Genomic DNA, 15908 nt, shown 5'->3' with positions numbered 1-15908 from the left:
CGAAACAGCTCCCACAACTCGTCCGGTACCAGCCGCTGGACCAGGTCTGCCATGCACTGACCAACGACCACCCCAGGCCAAAAGAAACGGTGTCTAAAGCGGGTGTCGGCCAACGAGGCCAGGGGCGGTACAGCAGCGAAGTACAGCAACTACAGCAACCGACGACGCCCGGCGGTGCCCATCAGCACCCTTCCGGCAGCCTGTATGACCGCTGATGACCGATCTCTGTAGAGCTACGGATCAGAGGGTGACCGTGCCCTAGCCGTGCCCGATCGTCCGGGAACCAGCGGGGAACCACAGCGGCTGACGGAGAGCACACACGAGTAACGGCCCCTGACCGATCTGGTCAGGGGCCGTTCTCACTGCTCATCTAGCGGAGGTGGTGGGATTTGAACCCACGGTGACATCGCTGCCACGACGGTTTTCAAGACCGTGTGCAGGACACGGCTTGCCGATGCAGCCCCCATGCCCTGAACCGGCCACTCACGAAGATGCCGACGCCGGCGGACAGCGCAATCAGCACGATGGAGGCCCCGCCCTCCACTGTGACGTGGCGACCCTGGGGCGCCGATGCCACCAGAAGAGCGCTGATCCCAGCGAAAGCCACGGCGGCTACGGCAAGGAAGATCGCCAGTTCGGCCCACCACATCGCCTGCGTCGGTCGAGTCGTCATGGCGCAGTTGTACCTCACACCTTCCCGCTGTACCGCAGCGAGGTACAGCGGGACGTCGCGACCGAATCCAACCGCGAGCAGCCCCGCATGACCGTCTGACCAGCCGAGCAGACCCCAGTGACCGCCCCGCCCATGGTTCGCATCGAGGGGGTGCCGTCCAGCCGGAGTGGCTCAGTCACTAGGCTCCGCCCACCACCGCTGAACAGTGCGGCCAAAGGGGAGACTCATGAGTGATCACGGACTGATGCGGGAGCCACTCACGGCAGCGGACCGCCTGCTGATCTTCCTTAAGATCATTGTGGCGGTGATCATCTTGCCGGTGGTCCTCATGTGGGCTGCGACCCTGCTGTTCTATGTACTGGTCGGCACGGCGTAGTTCGCATTGAGGCGCAGCACACGGCGCCCCACTCGGGCCGCCTCTGGGCCGTCTGAGGGTGCTCAACAGCGACCAACGCTGACAACCGTCGACAGCTAAGTCGCAGGTCGCAGCGTTGATCGATTACAGGGGTGCAAGTCAGAAACCCGGTCCCGCACTTCTTCGGCTACTGAGAAAACCGCAGGTCAGGGGCCTAGGAACCGGCTGGGCCGTCCTGATGCAACAGCCGGATTGCTCGCCTGGCCGCCGGCGCCCCGGCAAGCCGAAACGGTCCGACGGTCCCGGACAACCGGACCGCCGGACCGCTACGAGAGATCAAGATCCGAAGGTGATGATGTACACCGGGCTGTGAGAGCTGCCCTCGTTGTGCACCACCGGACAGGACGTCTTCTGCTCGGTCTCCTTGGTCTTGACCTGAACTCCGCAGAAGGGCGAATCGTCCCAGTCCATCTGGTTGATGTTGCTGAGTACGGGGATGTTGTCGCCCCCGCCGTTGTCCTGGGGGTCAGCGCTGGCCACCCCGATGCCGGCGAAGAGGATTCCGCAGGTGGCTGCGGCCACCGCTGCAATCTTCCGGACGGTCCTCATGTGTTCTCCTCCGCTGCTGTGCCCTGGATCGGGCAGACACCTGGAGAACGATGTGCAAAAAGGATCGGGGCGTAACGTCATTCATCTCTTGATCACTCCTTCGGCCGCACACATCACGAAGCTGCTGGACCAACTGAGCAGAGACCCGGCCACGCGCTTCTTCGGCTACCGAGACAGTCGAAGGTCAGCGGTCGGCTTCGACCGGAAATCTCGCCAGGGCGAACATGATCAAGAGGTCGAGGACCATCACGAGCATGGCCCACAGCGGGTAGTACGGAACGAACATGAACTGGGTGACCAGGCTGACGCCCGCCACCGCCACGCCCGCGCCGCGGCCCCAGCTCTGGTTCATCAGAACTCCCAGGCCCGCGACGAGGAGCGCCACTCCGACCACGACGTGGATCCAGCCCCACGTGGTCAGATCGAACCGGTAGGCGTACCGGGACGCGGAGAACAGGGTGTCCTGGGCGATGGCGGACGCACCCACGAGAATGCTGAGCGGTCCGCTGAGCGTCAGCATGGCCCCGGCGAACAGGGACACACCGCTGATGTCGGATTCCCCGCGCCCCGGCCGTGTCGTGTTCGGCGTCGCTGTCATGCTGCTGCCTTCCTGTACAGCGTGGTCACCGACGCGCACCGCCTGTGCGCTTCGGCCACGCTCTCCTGACAGGATCAGCGCAATCCCGCGGGCCCGCGACCGCGGGCCGGTCCCCGGTCAGGTGGCCGCGCGGCCCTGGAGGAAGGTCCGGGCGGTTTCGGCGACCCGGCGGCCGAGGTGTTCCGCGGTTGCGAGGTCGGCCTTGTGCACGGCCTCCGGGCCCTCGTCGGTGTTCGTCTGGGCGGCGGCGCCCGCGAAGACGCCGAGGCGGTTGAGGTCGTACTCGGAGGCCGTGCTGCTGTTCCAGCCGGGGAGCAGACCGAGGTTGACCCAGTTCATGCCGTGCTGGGCGGCGAGGATCTGGAAGAACTGGAGGGTGTGCAGCTTGTCGCCGCTCTTGGAGCCGGAGTTGGTGAAGCCGGCCGCCAGCTTGTCCTGCCAGTCCTGCCCGAACCAGCGCTTCGAGGACGCCTCGGCGAAGACATGGAAGGCGCCGGACGCGGTGCCCATGTAGGTCGGCGAGCCGAACACGATCGCGTCGGAGCCGTCGAGCGTCTCCCACTGCGCGTCGGTGATCTCGTCGACCTTGATCAGGTGCACCTCGGCGCCGGCCCCGGCGGCCCCGGCCCGCACGGCCTCGGCGAGAAGGGCCGTGTGGCCGTAACCGGAGTGGTAGGCGATGGAGACAACGGGCGTGGTCATGTGACGTACTCCTCGAAAGACATAGGGATGCCCGGTGGAGCGGCAGCGCAGCTCACGAGCACTGAAAAAAGGAAAGCACTAACCAGGAGTTAGTGCAACCTGTTCGTCAGCGCTGAGCGCGCGTAAGCTGCAGATATGAACAGCACGCAGGAGAGCGCGGAGGACCGGAACCTCCCGTACGACGTGTTCGCCAAGGCGTGTCCCTCGCGCGGGACGCTGGAGCACGTCACGGGACGCTGGGGCGGGCTCACGCTCGGCGCGCTGAGCGAGGGCTCGCTGCGGTTCAACGAGCTGCGCCGCCGGGTGGACGGCGTGAGCGAGAAGATGCTCTCCCAGACGCTGCACGCACTGGAGCGCGACGGGCTGGTGCTGCGCGAGGCACAGCCGACCAACCCGCCGCGGGTGGACTACGAACTGACGCCGCTGGGCCACGAGGTCGCCCAGCGGCTGCTGGCGCTCATCCGGGTCCTGGAAGGCGGCATGGACGACGTACTGGCGGCGCGGGAGCGCTACGACGAGACGCGCGGCGCCCGCTGACACGTCGGGCAGAAGTAGCTGGAGCGGTTCATCCAGGGGCGGCGGCGCATCGGCGTGCCGCACCGCCGGCAGGGCAGGCCCTCGCGGCCGTAGGCGTCCAGCGACCGGTCGAAGTAGCCCGACTCCCCGTTGACGTTGACGTACAGGCTGTCGAAGCTGGTACCGCCGACCGCGAGCGCGGAGTTCATCACGTCCCTGACGTGGCCCAGGAGTTCGGCGGTGCGCGGGCGGGTGAAGCCCGCGGTGGGACGCTCGTAGTGGACGCGGGCGCGCCACAGCGCCTCGTCGGCGTAGATGTTGCCGACGCCGCTGATCAGCGACTGGTCGAGCAGTGCCCGTTTGATGGTGGTGCGCTTGCGGCGCAGGGCCTGGTGGAAGGCCTCGTCGTCGAACAGCGGATCGAGGGGGTCACGGGCGATGTGCGCGATGACGTCGGGCAGCCCGTCGGGCGTGGTGTCGTGCAGCGACAGACCGCCGAAGGTGCGCTGGTCGACGAAGCGGAGTTCGGTGCCCTGGACGTCGGTGAAGCGGACCCGGATGCGCAGATGCTTCTCGTCCGGCGCCTCGTGCGGCTGGACCAGGAGCTGGCCGCTCATGCCGAGGTGGGCCAGCACCGACTGGTCGGTGTCCTCCAGCGGCAGCCAGAGGTACTTGCCGCGGCGGCTGGGCACACCGATCCGGTGGCCCTTGAGGCGGTGGGTGAAGTCGTCCGCACCGGCCGGATGGCGGCGGACCGCGCGGGGGTGCAGCACCTCGGCGTCGGCGACCGTGCGATGGGCGACCCACCGCTCCAGACCGCGCCGTACGACCTCGACCTCGGGCAACTCGGGCATGAGACCCCCCGTGACTAGGGGTGGATGCGCGGCGCGCCCGCCCCGGCAGGCACGGGCGCTCGGTCGCGCTGTTCGGTCAGGCGGATGCCGACTCGGGGCCGGCTTCGACGGTCGCGGTGGCTTCCGCGGCCGCCTGCTCGGCCCGCTCGTCCGCCGCGGCCCTGATGGACCTCCAGGCGGACTCGGCGGCCTGCTGCTCCGCCTCCTTCTTGCTGCGGCCGGTGCCGGTGCCGTACGAGACGCCTCCGACGCGGGCGGCAGCAGTGAAGGTCTTCTCGTGGTCGGGACCGGTCTCCGTGACCAGGTACTCGGGCACGCCGAGCCCTTCGGTCGCGGTGAGCTCCTGGAGACTGGTCTTCCAGTCCAGGCCGGCACCGAGGTTCGAGGACTTCTCGATCAGCGGGTCGAACAGGCGGTGCACCAGTTCGGAGGCCGCGTCGAGGCCCTGGTCGAGATAGACCGCGCCGATCACCGCTTCCAGGGTGTCGGCGAGGATGGACGCCTTGTCCCGGCCGCCCGTGCCCTCTTCACCCCGGCCGAGCCGGATGAAGGAGCCCAGGTCGAGGCCACGGCCGACCTCCGCCAGCGCACGCGAGTTGACCACCGCGGCCCGCAACTTGGCCAGCTGGCCCTCGGGCAGGTCGGGGTGGGTGTTGTACAGCGTGTCGGTGACGACGAGACCGAGCACGGAGTCCCCGAGGAACTCCAGTCGCTCGTTCGTCGGCAGACCGCCGTTCTCGTACGCGTACGAACGGTGGGTCAGCGCACGCACCAGAAGGGCGGACTCGAGCTTGTACCCGAGCCGCCCTTCCAACAGCGTGTGGGACGAGGCCGCTGTGTCCGCCGGACCACCTCCGCTTGCGCGAAGAGAGTGCTTCTTGGCGTCAGACATCAGACCTCTCACCAGCCGCTCAGACCTCGAGGACCTGGCGCTTGTTGTAGGTGCCGCAAGACGGGCACGCAATGTGCTGCAGCTTGGGCTCGTGGCAGCGCTCGCACGCAACCAGGGTGGGGACCGCAGCCTTCCACTGCGACCGGCGGTGGCGCGTGTTGCTGCGCGACATCTTCCGCTTCGGAACAGCCACGGCTACTTCTCCTGCTTCTCGTCGACGCCCGCTTCGGCGCCGCTCATCTCGTCCTTCTCGCCGTCTCCGAGTGAACCGGCGAGTCCCTGCAATGCCGCCCATCGGATGTCGACGGCGTCATGGTGGTGGTCCGGGTCGTCCGCAAGGCGCGCACCGCACTCGGTGCACAGTCCTGGGCAGTCTTCCTGGCACACCGGCTGCATCGGCAGTGCGAGCACCACCGCATCACGCAGCACGGGTTCGAGGTCGAACAAGCCGTCCTCGATGAAGAGCCTGTCCTCGTCTTCCTCGGCGTCGTCGGCCGGTTCCGCCTTGGGGCGGCCACGGTCGTCGGCGTCAGGGTACGAGAACATCTCCTGGAAGTCCGCTTCGAGCTCCAGCCCGAGCGGCTCCAGACACCTTACGCACTCCCCCTCGGCCTGTGCACGGGCGGTGCCTGTGACAAGCACCCCTTCCATGACCGACTCGAGTCGGAGTTCGAGCTGCACCGGGGCGCCTTCCGGCACTCCGATGACCTCCGCGATCCCGAGGTCACGGGGGGCGTCGATCGTGCGGGTCAGGCGCTGCAGCGCGCCAGGACGCCGCCCCAGCTCGTGTGTGTCGAACACGAGCGGGTTGCGGTGGTCGAGGCGGGCGTTGGAAGCCATTCCTGCTTTCGATCTTCTCAGCTCAGAGGGACGCGGCCCTTCGGTGTCGCCGGGCAGCGCGGATCGCGGACGTACACGCGACCGAAGAGCCAGGATACTGGACCTTTCGCTCTCGGCCCAATCCGGCTGCGCGGCCGGCCCGCCGGGGCGGTCGCCGCCCGGTCCTACAGGCCCCGCTCCTGCTCGTAGGCGCGCAGCTGGTCGGGGGTGATCATGCTGGTGTCGAAGAGGCTGGTCTCGTCGAGCGCGTACCCCTGGTGGTCCTGGTGGACCTGGTGCGGGTCGTACCCGCCCTGCTGGGTGTCGTAGCCCTGGAAGCCGCCGTCCTGGGCGTAGCCGGAGCCCGCGGCGTAGGGGTCCGTCTGCTGGTAGCCGTACGCGTCCTGCTGGCCGTAGCCCTGCTGCTGGTAGCCGCCGTACGGGTCCGCCTGCTGCTGGTAGTCGTACGCCGGCTGGACGGGCCGCTGGTCGTACTGCGGCTGCACGGGCTGCTGCGCGGCGGGCTGCTGCCGGCGCGGCTCGGCCGGGGCGTCCGCGAGGGCGGCCAGGTCGGCGAGGTAGTCCGCGTCGCTGGAGTGCTGGAAGGTGGTGGTGTCGTCGGCGAGCGCGCCGAGGTCGTCGGTGGCGATCCGGCCGTGCAGCTTGGCGCGGCCCTTGCCGACGGCCTCCAGGGTCTTGGCGAGGACCGCCTCGAAGGCGCCGAGCTTGGTGTCGACGTACGCGTCGGCGTCGCGGCGCAGGGTCTCCGGGTCGTGGCTGCGCTCGGGGGCGTCCTCGTCCTCGTAGCCCTGCTCGTCCAGGCCCGGTCCGGTGCCGAGCAGCTTCTCGCGGCCGCGGCCGACGGAGCCGAGCGTCTTGGTGAGGACGACCTCGAAGTTGGCGAGCTTGGAGTCGACGTAGTCGTCGGCCTCGACGCGGACCTCCTCGGCCTCCTTGTGCGCCTCGGCGAGGATCCGGTCGGCCTCGGCCTGGGAGCGGCGGGCGATCTCGGTGTCGGAGATCAGCGAACCGCGCTCGGCGTGCGCCGTCGAGATGATCCGGTCGGCCTCCTGGCGGGCCTGCTCCACCATGTGCTCGCGGTCGCCGATCAGCTCCTGCGCCTGCGCCAGGGAGCCGGGCAGCGCCTCGCGCAGCTCCTCGAGCAGGGAGAGCAGCTCGGCACGGTTGACCACGCACGAGGCCGACATCGGCATCGAACGGGCACTGGAGACCGTCGAGACGACCTCTTCGAGCTTCTTCTGCACGTCCATCGTGTGCTCGCCACTCTCTACAGCTGTGTTGGAGACGGACGGGACGACTGTACGTCCATGGGACGCGCGGCCGACACCGGATGACGGGCCGTCAGCCCCGGCGAGGGTCCGCGCGCGCCCGGGGAGTCGGGGTCAGCCCTGTCCCAGACGCCGCGTGAGCGCCTCGAAGACCGCGGGCGGGACCAGGTGCGAGACGTCGCCGCCCCAGGTCGCGACCTCCTTGACCAGGGAGGACGACAGGAAGCTGTAGGTGGGGTTGGTGGGCACGAAGAGGGTCTCGACGCCCGAGAGCCCGATGTTCATCTGGGCCATCTGGAGCTCGTAGTCGAAGTCGCTGACGGCGCGCAGCCCCTTGACGATCGCGGGGATGTCGCGCTGCTTGCAGAAGTCGACGAGGAGGCCGTGGAAGGCCTCGACCCGGACGTTGGCGTAGTCGGCGGTGACCTCACGGATGAGGTCGATCCGCTCGTCGATCTCGAACAGGCCCTTCTTGGACTTGTTGATCATGACCGCGACGTAGACCTCGTCGTACAGACGGGAGGCGCGGCCAATGATGTCTAGGTGTCCGTTGGTGATGGGGTCGAACGACCCGGGACAGACGGCGCGGCGCAACTGGGTTCCCTCGCTCTCCGGTCCGGTCATCGTGCGTCTTCGCACGTAGAGGCGGCGCGACCGTACCAAAACGTGCCTTCGCCGTAGCGACGGGCCCGTAGGGCCGCGAAACCGTCCGGCCACCGGAATTCGCCGCCTCGGGTGCTGCGCTCCACGGTGACGAGGGCTTCCGGCGCGAGCCAGCCTTCCGCGCGGAGTGTGAGCAGGATCTCGCGTAGATCGTCGTCGGAGACGGCGTACGGGGGGTCCAGGAAGACGATGTCGTACGGCTCCCCCGGCGGCGGCGACTTGACGATCTGCTCCGCTTTGCCCGATCTGACCTCGGCGCCGGGCAGCCCGAGGCTCTTCACGTTCTCGCGGACCGTGCGGGCCGCGCGGGCGTCGGCCTCGACGAGCAGGGTGTGGCCCGCGCCCCGGGAGAGGGCCTCCAGGCCGACGGCGCCCGAACCGGCGTACAGGTCGAGGACCCGCTCGCCATCCAGCGGGCCGCCGAGCAGGGACTCCCAGGTGGACAGCAGGCCCTCGCGCGCGCGGTCGGAGGTGGGGCGGGTGCCGGTGCCCGGCGGGACGGCGAGGCGGCGTCCGCCGGCGGCACCGGCGATCACGCGGGTCATCTGGGGTCCTTGTCCGTGGGGGTGCGTACGGGTTCCAGTCTGGCAGGCACCCGCACGGGACGCGGTCCGCGGAGGGCGTACCCGGCTTGCCACCGGTCCCGCCGGCCGCTGCTCAGCCCTTCTCCAGGTACTGCTCCCGTTCCTCGTCCAGCAGGGCGTCCAGGGCCGTGCGCAGCCCGGGCAGGTGCTCCAGGTCGGGATCGGCGGCGACGACCGCGACCGCCTCCTCCCGGGCCTCGGCGATGACCTCCTCGTCCTCGATGACGGCGAGCACCCGCAGGCTGGAGCGGACGCCGGACTGGGCCTGGCCGAGGACGTCGCCCTCGCGGCGCTGTTCGAGGTCGATGCGGGAGAGCTCGAAGCCGTCCAGGGTGGAGGCCACCGCGTTGAGCCGCTGGCGGGCCGGGCTCGCCTCCGGCATCTCGCTGACCAGCAGACACAACCCCGCCGCCGAGCCACGGCCGACGCGGCCGCGCAGCTGGTGCAGCTGCGAGACGCCGAACCGGTCGGCATCCATGATCACCATGGCGGTGGCGTTCGGCACGTTCACGCCGACCTCGATCACGGTCGTGGCGACCAGGACGTCCGTGTCGCCGGCGGCGAAGCGGCGCATGACGGCGTCCTTGTCGTCCGGTGCCATCCGGCCGTGCAGCACCTCCACCGTGAGCCCCTGGAGGGGCCCGCGGGCCAGCTGCGCGGCCACGTCGAGGACGGCGAGCGGGGGCCGCTTCTCCGCCTCGTCCTCGGGGGACTTCTTCTTCTTGGCGGCCTTGGGGTCGTCCTCCTCGTCGCCGATGCGCGGGCAGACGACGTACGCCTGGTGGCCGTTGCCCACCTCCTCGCGCACCCGCTCCCAGGCGCGGGCCAGGAAGTGGGGCTTCTCGGCGGCCGGGACGACATGGCTGGCGATGGGCGAGCGGCCGGCCGGGAGCTGGTCCAGGACGGAGGTCTCCAGATCGCCGAAGACGGTCATCGCGACGGTCCGCGGGATGGGCGTGGCGGTCATGACGAGCAGGTGCGGCGGCTGCTTGCCGCGGCCGCGCAGGGCGTCGCGCTGCTCGACCCCGAACCGGTGCTGCTCGTCCACGACGACCAGTCCGAGGTCGTGGAACTGGACCTTGTCCTCGATCAGCGCATGGGTGCCGATCACGATCCCGGCCTCGCCGGTGACCAGGTCGAGCAGCGCCTGCCGCCGCCCGGCCGCCCCCATGGACCCGGTGAGCAGCACCACCTTGGTGGCCCGCTCGGCGCCGCCGAGCATGCCGCCCTCGGCGAGCTCGCCCATCATCTCGGTGATGGAGCGGTGGTGCTGCTGGGCGAGCACCTCGGTGGGCGCGAGCATCGCGGCCTGCCCGCCTGCGTCGACCACGGCGAGCATGGCGCGCAGGGCGACCAGGGTCTTCCCGGAACCCACCTCCCCCTGGAGCAGCCGGTGCATCGGGTGGTCCGTGGCGAGGTCGTCGAAGATCTCCTGGGAGACCTTGCGCTGGCCGTCGGTGAGGGTGAACGGCAGACGGTCGTCGAAGGCGGTGAGCAGGCCGTCGGCCGCGGGTCTGCGGGGGACGGCGGGAAGCTGGGCGTCGGCGTACCTGCGGCGGGCCAGGGCCACCTGGAGGACGAAGGCCTCGTCCCACTTCAGCCGGGCGCGGGCGTCGGCGATGTCCGCCTTGGTGTGCGGGCGGTGGATCTTCAGCAGGGCCTCGGGGAGGGAGACCAGGCCGCGGCCCTCGCGCAGGGAACCGGGCAGCGGGTCGAGGGCCTCCTGGGCGCTGGGCAGGACGGTCTGGACGGCCTTGCCGATCTTCCAGGACTCCAGCTTGGCGGTGGCGGGGTAGAGCGGGATGAGGGCACCGGCCCAGCTCTCCACGCTCTCCTCGGCGTCGTCGCCGCGCAGCAGCTCGTAGGCCGGGTGGTTCAGTTGGAGGCGGTGGTTGAAGACGGAGACCTTGCCCGCGAACATCGCCCGGGTGCCCGGCAGCAGTTCCTTGTGCGGCTTGTGGACTCCGCTGCCGAAGAAGACCAGTTGGAGCCGCCCGCTGCCGTCCGTGATGGTCACCTCCAGCCGCTGCCCCTTCCCGCGGGGGGCCTTGGAGGAGGCGAACGTGAGCAGCCGGGCGTCGGCGACCTGGGCGACCACGGTGACGTGCTCGTCCATGGGGAGGTCGGCGAGCCCGGTCAGCTGACCGCGCTCCTCGTATCTGCGCGGGTAGTGGTGCAGCAGGTCGCCGACGGTGTGCAGGCCGAGGTGCTCGGCCATCACCTTCGCGGTGGCGGGGCCGAGCACCTTTTTCAGGGGTTCTTGCAGTGCGGGCACGAGATCCATTGCACACCACCCCACTGACATTGCCGTATACGTGTCGGGAATCCGCTGGTCAGGCGGGCTGTTGGGGCCCTAGGATGACGCGCTCCGGCCATCCCCCGCGGTCACTGCCCCACCGGGACCGCCCGACCCCGCGCCATGGAGACTCCCCCAGCCCGCGGCGCTGCGACGATGGACTCCCAGACCTCACAGTCATCCCAGGCATCCCAGTCACCTCATACGTTCCAGGTCGACCTGCGTGGTCTGGTCGACCTGCTCTCTCATCACCTCTACTCCAGTCCCAAGGTCTACCTGCGCGAGCTGCTCCAGAACGCGGTGGACGCGATCACCGCCCGGCGGGCCGAGCAGCCCGACGCCCCCGCCCGGGTACGACTGTTCGCCGAGGGCGGCGCCCTGCGCGTCGAGGACTCCGGGATCGGGCTCACCGAGGCCGACGTGCACAGTCTGCTGGCCACCATCGGCCGCAGCTCCAAGCGGGCCGACGGTCTCCAGGAGGCCCGCTCCGACTTCCTCGGCCAGTTCGGCATCGGCCTGCTGGCCTGTTTCGTGGTCGCCGAGCGGATCCGGGTGGTCAGCCGCAGCGCCCGCACCCCGCACGCCCCGCCGGTGGAGTGGACGGCGGCCGACGACGGTTCGTACACCGTGCGCACGCTGCCGGACGAGGCCCGCCCCGAGCCGGGCACCACCGTGCATCTGGTGGCGCGGGCCGGGGCCGGGGAGTGGCTGACCGAGGCGCGCGTCCTGGCGCTGGCGCGGGACTTCGGGTCGCTGCTGCCCTACGACGTGCGGGTGGGCGACGAGGCGGTGACCGATCTGCCGGCGCCGTGGGACCGGCCGTACCCGTCCCCGGCCGCGCGGCGGGTGGCCCTGGCCCGGCACTGTCACGGGCTGTTCGGGTTCACCCCGCTGGACTCGGTCGACCTGGACGTGCCGCTGGCCGGGATCCGCGGGGTGGCCTACGTGCTGCCGTCGGCGGTCAGTCCGGCGCAGCGGGCCGGTCATCGCGTCCACCTCAAGGGCATGCTGCTGACCGAGCGGGGCGAGCAATTGCTGCCCGACTGGGCCTTCTTCGTGCGCTGTGTGCTGGACACGGACAGTCTGCGGCCCACGGCCTCGCGCGAGTCGCTGTACGAGGACGAGACGCTGGCCGCGGTCCGCGAGGCGCTCGGCGAGCGGATCCGGGCGTGGCTGACCGGGCTGGCGGCCGGTGATCCGGAGCGGCTGGCGGCCTTCCTGTCCGTGCACTACCTGGGTGTGAAGGCGCTGGCCCGGCACGACGCCGAGATGCTGCGCACGATGCTGCCGTGGCTGCCGTTCGAGACGACGGACGGACGGCTGTCGCTGGAGGAGTTCGCGCAGCGGCACCCGGTGGTCCACTTCACCCGGACCGTGGAGGAGTACCGCCAGGTCGCGCCGATCGCCTCCGCGCAGGGCGTGGGCGTGATCAACGGCGGTTACACGTACGACAGCGAGCTCGTCGAGGCGCTGCCGTCGGTGCGGCCGGGCACGGTGGTCGCCGAGCTGGACGCGGACACCGTGACGGCCCATCTGGACGCCGTCGACCCGGCCGAGGAGCTGGCGCTGGCGGGCTTCCTGGCGGCCGCCCGGGCGAAGCTGGACCCGCTGGGCTGCGATGTCGTGCTGCGCGCCTTCCATCCGCTGTCCGTGCCCGCGCTGCACCTGGACGACCGGGCAGCCCGGCACGAGCAGGCGCGGGCGGAGGCCGAGGAGCAGGCCGACGACCTGTGGGCGGGCATCCTCGGTTCGCTGCGCGGCAGCGCCCCGCGGGCGAAGCTGGTGCTCAACCACCTCAACCCGCTCATCCGGCGCATCAGTTCGCTGCGGGACGCCGAGCTGATCGGGACCGCCACGGAGTCCCTGTACGGACAGGCGCTGCTGATGGCGCAGCGCCCGCTGCGGCCCGCCGACTCGGCGTTGCTGAACCGGGCGTTCATCGGCCTGCTGGAGTGGGCCACCCACGGCGAGGAGGGCCGGCGATGAGCGGGATCACGGACTTCGACTCGCTGCGCCGGGCGATGGCGGAGAACGGCGGGCAGCCGGAGGGCCCGGCCCGCAACGCGCGCGCGGAGGAGCTGCTGGTCGAGGCGGAGCGGCTGAACATCCCGCTCGCGGTGGTCGAGGCGCTCGGACACCAGCTGAAGGTGTACAACTACAGCTCCGAGAAGGACAAGATGTTCGTCCCCTTCGCGCGGCTGCTGCGCATGTGGGACGAACGGCCCGAGGACTTCGACGAGTACGAGACCCATTCGCTGCACTGGGTCTTCAAGTGGATGTCGGCGGGCATGCTGGACCAGCCGCACATCCCGCTCGCCTCCGTCGAGAAGTGGCTCGGCGAGATGGAGCGCCGCTACCGGCTGGCCGGACACTCCGAACGGGCGGTGCGCAGCGCGGAGTTCAGCGTGGCCGCGCATGTCGGTGATCTCGACCGGGCCGAGCGGGCGCACGCCGCCTGGCTGGCCGCCGACCGGGACGACATGGCCGACTGCCACGCGTGCGAGCTGCACGGTCAGGGCTGGTGGGAGGCGGAGCGGGGCCGGGACGCCGAGGCGGTCCGGCTGTGGGGTCCGGTCCTGGACGGCGAGTTCTCCTGCGCCCACGAACCGCACACCGTCCTGGCCTCCTCCCTGCTGCCGCTGCTGCGTCTGGGCCGCCTCGACGAGGCGCGCGCCAACCATCTGCGCGGCTTCCGGCTGGTGCGGTCCATGGAGAGCATGCGGGACGCGTACGCGGACCACGTGGAGTTCTGCGCGCTGACCGGCAACGAGGCGCGCGGTCTGGAACTGCTGGCGGAGCGCCCGGCGTACTTCACGGACGGCGGGCAGCCGCGCAGCCGGCTGGAGTTCATGGCCGTGGTGGCCCTGCTCATGGACCGCCTCACCCTGCTCGGGCTCGGGGACGAGCGGGTGCCGGGGCCGGCGGGCCGGACCTGGACGGCGTCCGCGCTGGCGGACCACGCGCGCGAGGAGGCCCTGGCGCTCGCCGGGCGGTTCGACGCGCGCAACGGCACGTCGTACGTCAGCGACCGGGCCCGCGCCCGGATGGCACGGCTCCCGCTGGTGGAGCGGCTGCCGCTGGGGGTGCGCGGCACCCGGCCGACATCGGCCGGCGCGCCCGTGGCCGCACCGGCGGCCGGACAGCCGGAGGTCGGACGGCCGGAGCCATCGGACCTCGGCGCGCTGCTGGCCGAGGCGCGACGGCTGTCGGACACGTTGCAGCCGGACGCCGTGGAGGCGTGGGCCGCGGTCTCCCGGGCCGCCGGGGGCGTCGAGCTGGACGCGCGCGACCGGGCGGAGATCGCCGACCACGAGGCGATGGACGCGGGCCCCGAGGGCGCCGAGCTGTTCGAACGCGCAGCCGTGCTGTACGCGGAGGCGGGCGACCCCGGGGAGGCGCTGGCGGCACGCACGCGTGCGGCGTACGTACGCGCCCTGACCGGCGCGCCGGACGAGGCGGCCGCCGCGGTCGAGGAGCCGTACGACGAGGTGCTCGCGCTCTACGCGCAGGACGCCACGGGCGTACGGCAGACGGCGTCCGTGCTGATGGGCCGGGCACGCATCCTGATGCAGCGGGTGCACGCGAGCGACGGGCCGCCGCCGGAACCGGTCCTGGCCGCGGCCGAGTCGGCCGCGCGGGAGGTGCTGGCGCTCGTCGGCGGGCGCACGCGGGACGACGTACGGCTCGCCTCGCGGGCCGCCGAGTCGCACGCGATACTCGCCGAGCTGGCGGCGCTCGCCGGGGACGCCCGTACGGCCGCGGAGCTGTTCGCGAAGGCCGCCGCGGCGTTCGTCGCGGCCGGTCTGCCGTGGTTCGCGGTGGAGTACGAGGCCCGGCTGGCCGCGCTGGCCCACCAGCTGGGCGACATCGCGGAGGCGGAGCGCGCGCTGCGGGCCGCCCTGGAGCACGGCGAGGCGCATCTGGAGGCGGTCGGGCGGGCCCAGCTGCACCTTCAGCTCGCCGAGGTCGTCGCCGGCCGGGGGCAGGCCGAGGAGGCGGCCGAGCACGCGCTGGAGGCGGCGCACTGGGCCGACGAGGCGGGTCAGGGACCGGCGCTGGGCGCCTGGGCCCGGCATCTGCTCGGCGGCTTCCTGCTGCGGCAGGGGCGGTGGGCCGAGGCCGCCGAGGTGCTGGAGTCCGCGCTGCCCGACCTGAGCGCCGAGACGCACGGTGACGGCGCGATCGTGCAGACGCAGTGGTGGCTCGGCGACTGTCTGAGCGAGCTCGGCGAGCACCGGGCGGCGGCCGAACGCCGGCTCCAGGCCGCCGAGATCGCCCGGCACTGGCCCGAGCAGCACGATCACGCCACGCTCGCCCATCTCGCGGCCGAGAACCTGGGGCACGCGGGACTGCCCGCCGAGGCGGACCGGGCGTACACGCGCGCGGGCGATCTGTGGCAGGCCCTCGGCAACGTGCACGGTCTGGTACGCGCCCTGCGCGCCCGCGCGTGGCTCGCGCTGCGCGCCGATGCCGGGGCGGACGGGGCGGGAGCGGACAAGGCGGGAGCGGACCGGGCGCGGGCGCTGATGACGGACGCGCTGGACGCGTGCGGGACGGCTCTGCAGGCGGCGGACGACGAGGAGGCGCGGGTACGGCTGGTCACCGAGCTCGGCCACACCCACCGGCAGTTCGGCGATCTGCTGGCCCGCTCCGTGGTGGAGGACGCGGGGGACGAGTCCATCCACGGCGTGTTCGAGGAGGCGCTGTCCCAGCTGGCGGAGGCCGTCGTCGTGTTCGGTTCGCTGGGTCCCGTCGCCCGGCACAGCCGCACGGCGGCCCAGCTCGCCGCGGGCTGGCTGGAGGCCGACCTCGGCCGTCCGGCGGACGCGGCCGCACGCGCGCGTGCGGTGCTGGCGGCGTACTCCGGCTCCGGCGACATCGCCGACGGGCGGGCCGAAGGCGCCCCCGACGGGACTGCCGAGGAGGACGAGACGGCACGGGCACGGTGCGCGGAGGCGGAACAACTCCTCCAGGTCCTGGAGGAGCAGGCGGCGAAGTAGTCCGCGACGGGGCCCGTGGGGCGGTGGGGCGGTCCGCCGCCCCACCGTTCGACCCTTC

At 71.3% G+C, this 15908-nt stretch carries 17 protein-coding genes and 1 tRNA gene; 5 read left to right on the top strand and 13 right to left on the bottom strand.

Annotated features, from left to right (window positions below; all coding sequences use genetic code 11):
• Positions 1 to 215, top strand: a 215-nt coding sequence (locus tag ABT085_RS15685; protein WP_351606976.1) for a hypothetical protein, incomplete at its 5' end; no start/stop codon positions are given.
• A gap of 159 nt (positions 216 to 374) precedes the next feature.
• Here ABT085_RS15685 and ABT085_RS15680 read toward each other — a convergent pair.
• Both ABT085_RS15680 and ABT085_RS15675 read right to left on the bottom strand, forming a co-directional pair.
• Positions 375 to 465, bottom strand: a tRNA-Ser gene (locus tag ABT085_RS15680).
• Positions 425 to 673 carry a hypothetical protein gene (locus tag ABT085_RS15675; RefSeq protein WP_351606973.1) on the bottom strand — a complete coding sequence of 83 codons (249 nt, stop codon included), beginning with the start codon at positions 671 to 673 and terminating at the stop codon, positions 425 to 427. Before ABT085_RS15675 ends, ABT085_RS15680 begins: the two co-directional genes overlap by 41 nt.
• A 226-nt stretch (positions 674 to 899) precedes the next feature.
• Here ABT085_RS15675 and ABT085_RS15670 point away from each other — a divergent pair, with 226 nt between their 5' ends.
• Positions 900 to 1049: a hypothetical protein gene (locus ABT085_RS15670; protein ID WP_351606970.1), complete on the top strand. Its 150-nt coding sequence runs from the start codon at positions 900 to 902 to the stop codon at positions 1047 to 1049.
• Between the two features lie 315 nt (positions 1050 to 1364).
• On the opposite strand, the gene ABT085_RS15665 is transcribed toward ABT085_RS15670, so the two are convergent.
• The 3 genes from ABT085_RS15665 to ABT085_RS15655 form a co-directional block, all read right to left on the bottom strand.
• Positions 1365 to 1637, bottom strand: a complete 273-nt coding sequence (locus ABT085_RS15665; protein WP_351606967.1) for a hypothetical protein — start codon at positions 1635 to 1637, stop codon at positions 1365 to 1367.
• Positions 1638 to 1821: 184 nt separating this feature from the next.
• Complete coding sequence (locus ABT085_RS15660; RefSeq protein ID WP_351606964.1) at positions 1822 to 2235, bottom strand: DUF7144 family membrane protein; 414 nt, start codon at positions 2233 to 2235, stop codon at positions 1822 to 1824.
• Positions 2236 to 2352: 117 nt separating this feature from the next.
• Positions 2353 to 2937 carry a flavodoxin family protein gene (locus ABT085_RS15655; RefSeq protein WP_351606962.1) on the bottom strand — a complete coding sequence of 195 codons (585 nt, stop codon included), beginning with the start codon at positions 2935 to 2937 and terminating at the stop codon, positions 2353 to 2355.
• Between the two features lie 135 nt (positions 2938 to 3072).
• Between ABT085_RS15655 and ABT085_RS15650 the strand changes: the two genes are divergently transcribed.
• The gene (locus ABT085_RS15650) at positions 3073 to 3474 is read left to right on the top strand and encodes a winged helix-turn-helix transcriptional regulator (RefSeq protein ID WP_351606959.1); all 402 of its coding nucleotides are present in this window, start codon (positions 3073 to 3075) and stop codon (positions 3472 to 3474) included.
• Here the strand turns inward: ABT085_RS15650 and mutM are convergent.
• The 8 genes from mutM to recG all read right to left on the bottom strand — a co-directional run bounded on the left by mutM (position 3447) and on the right by recG (position 10838).
• A complete protein-coding gene (gene mutM / locus ABT085_RS15645; RefSeq protein ID WP_351606957.1) occupies positions 3447 to 4307 on the bottom strand; it encodes a bifunctional DNA-formamidopyrimidine glycosylase/DNA-(apurinic or apyrimidinic site) lyase in 861 nt (286 codons plus the stop codon). The two genes, ABT085_RS15650 and mutM, sit on opposite strands and share 28 nt — an antisense overlap.
• 76 nt (positions 4308 to 4383) lie before the next feature.
• Positions 4384 to 5199: a ribonuclease III gene (rnc, locus tag ABT085_RS15640; RefSeq protein WP_351606954.1), complete on the bottom strand. Its 816-nt coding sequence runs from the start codon at positions 5197 to 5199 to the stop codon at positions 4384 to 4386.
• A gap of 19 nt (positions 5200 to 5218) precedes the next feature.
• A complete protein-coding gene (rpmF, locus tag ABT085_RS15635) occupies positions 5219 to 5392 on the bottom strand; it encodes a 50S ribosomal protein L32 (protein ID WP_007493396.1) in 174 nt (57 codons plus the stop codon).
• A 2-nt stretch (positions 5393 to 5394) separates the two neighbouring features.
• The gene (locus ABT085_RS15630; RefSeq protein ID WP_351606951.1) at positions 5395 to 6039 is read right to left on the bottom strand and encodes a YceD family protein; all 645 of its coding nucleotides are present in this window, start codon (positions 6037 to 6039) and stop codon (positions 5395 to 5397) included.
• Between the two features lie 164 nt (positions 6040 to 6203).
• Positions 6204 to 7289, bottom strand: a complete 1086-nt coding sequence (locus ABT085_RS15625; RefSeq protein ID WP_351606949.1) for a F0F1 ATP synthase subunit B — start codon at positions 7287 to 7289, stop codon at positions 6204 to 6206.
• 132 nt (positions 7290 to 7421) lie between these two features.
• On the bottom strand, positions 7422 to 7901 hold the full coding sequence (gene coaD / locus ABT085_RS15620; protein ID WP_351606979.1) for a pantetheine-phosphate adenylyltransferase: 480 nt from the start codon (positions 7899 to 7901) through the stop codon (positions 7422 to 7424).
• Positions 7902 to 7927: 26 nt separating this feature from the next.
• Complete coding sequence (gene rsmD / locus ABT085_RS15615; RefSeq protein WP_351606947.1) at positions 7928 to 8515, bottom strand: 16S rRNA (guanine(966)-N(2))-methyltransferase RsmD; 588 nt, start codon at positions 8513 to 8515, stop codon at positions 7928 to 7930.
• Between the two features lie 112 nt (positions 8516 to 8627).
• On the bottom strand, positions 8628 to 10838 hold the full coding sequence (recG, locus tag ABT085_RS15610; protein ID WP_351606939.1) for an ATP-dependent DNA helicase RecG: 2211 nt from the start codon (positions 10836 to 10838) through the stop codon (positions 8628 to 8630).
• Positions 10839 to 11006: 168 nt separating this feature from the next.
• Here recG and ABT085_RS15605 point away from each other — a divergent pair, with 168 nt between their 5' ends.
• Positions 11007 to 12836 carry an HSP90 family protein gene (locus ABT085_RS15605; RefSeq protein WP_351606936.1) on the top strand — a complete coding sequence of 610 codons (1830 nt, stop codon included), beginning with the start codon at positions 11007 to 11009 and terminating at the stop codon, positions 12834 to 12836.
• Positions 12833 to 15850, top strand: a complete 3018-nt coding sequence (locus tag ABT085_RS15600) for a tetratricopeptide repeat protein (protein ID WP_351606934.1) — start codon at positions 12833 to 12835, stop codon at positions 15848 to 15850. Before ABT085_RS15605 ends, ABT085_RS15600 begins: the two co-directional genes overlap by 4 nt.
• The last annotated feature ends 58 nt before the right edge of the window (positions 15851 to 15908 follow it).

Origin of the sequence: Streptomyces sp. NPDC002265, from assembly GCF_040296125.1 — a bacterium.
GTDB lineage: Bacteria > Actinomycetota > Actinomycetes > Streptomycetales > Streptomycetaceae > Streptomyces.
The sequence above is the reverse complement of the archived record's forward strand: the minus strand, read 5'-3'. Positions and strand labels throughout refer to the sequence as shown.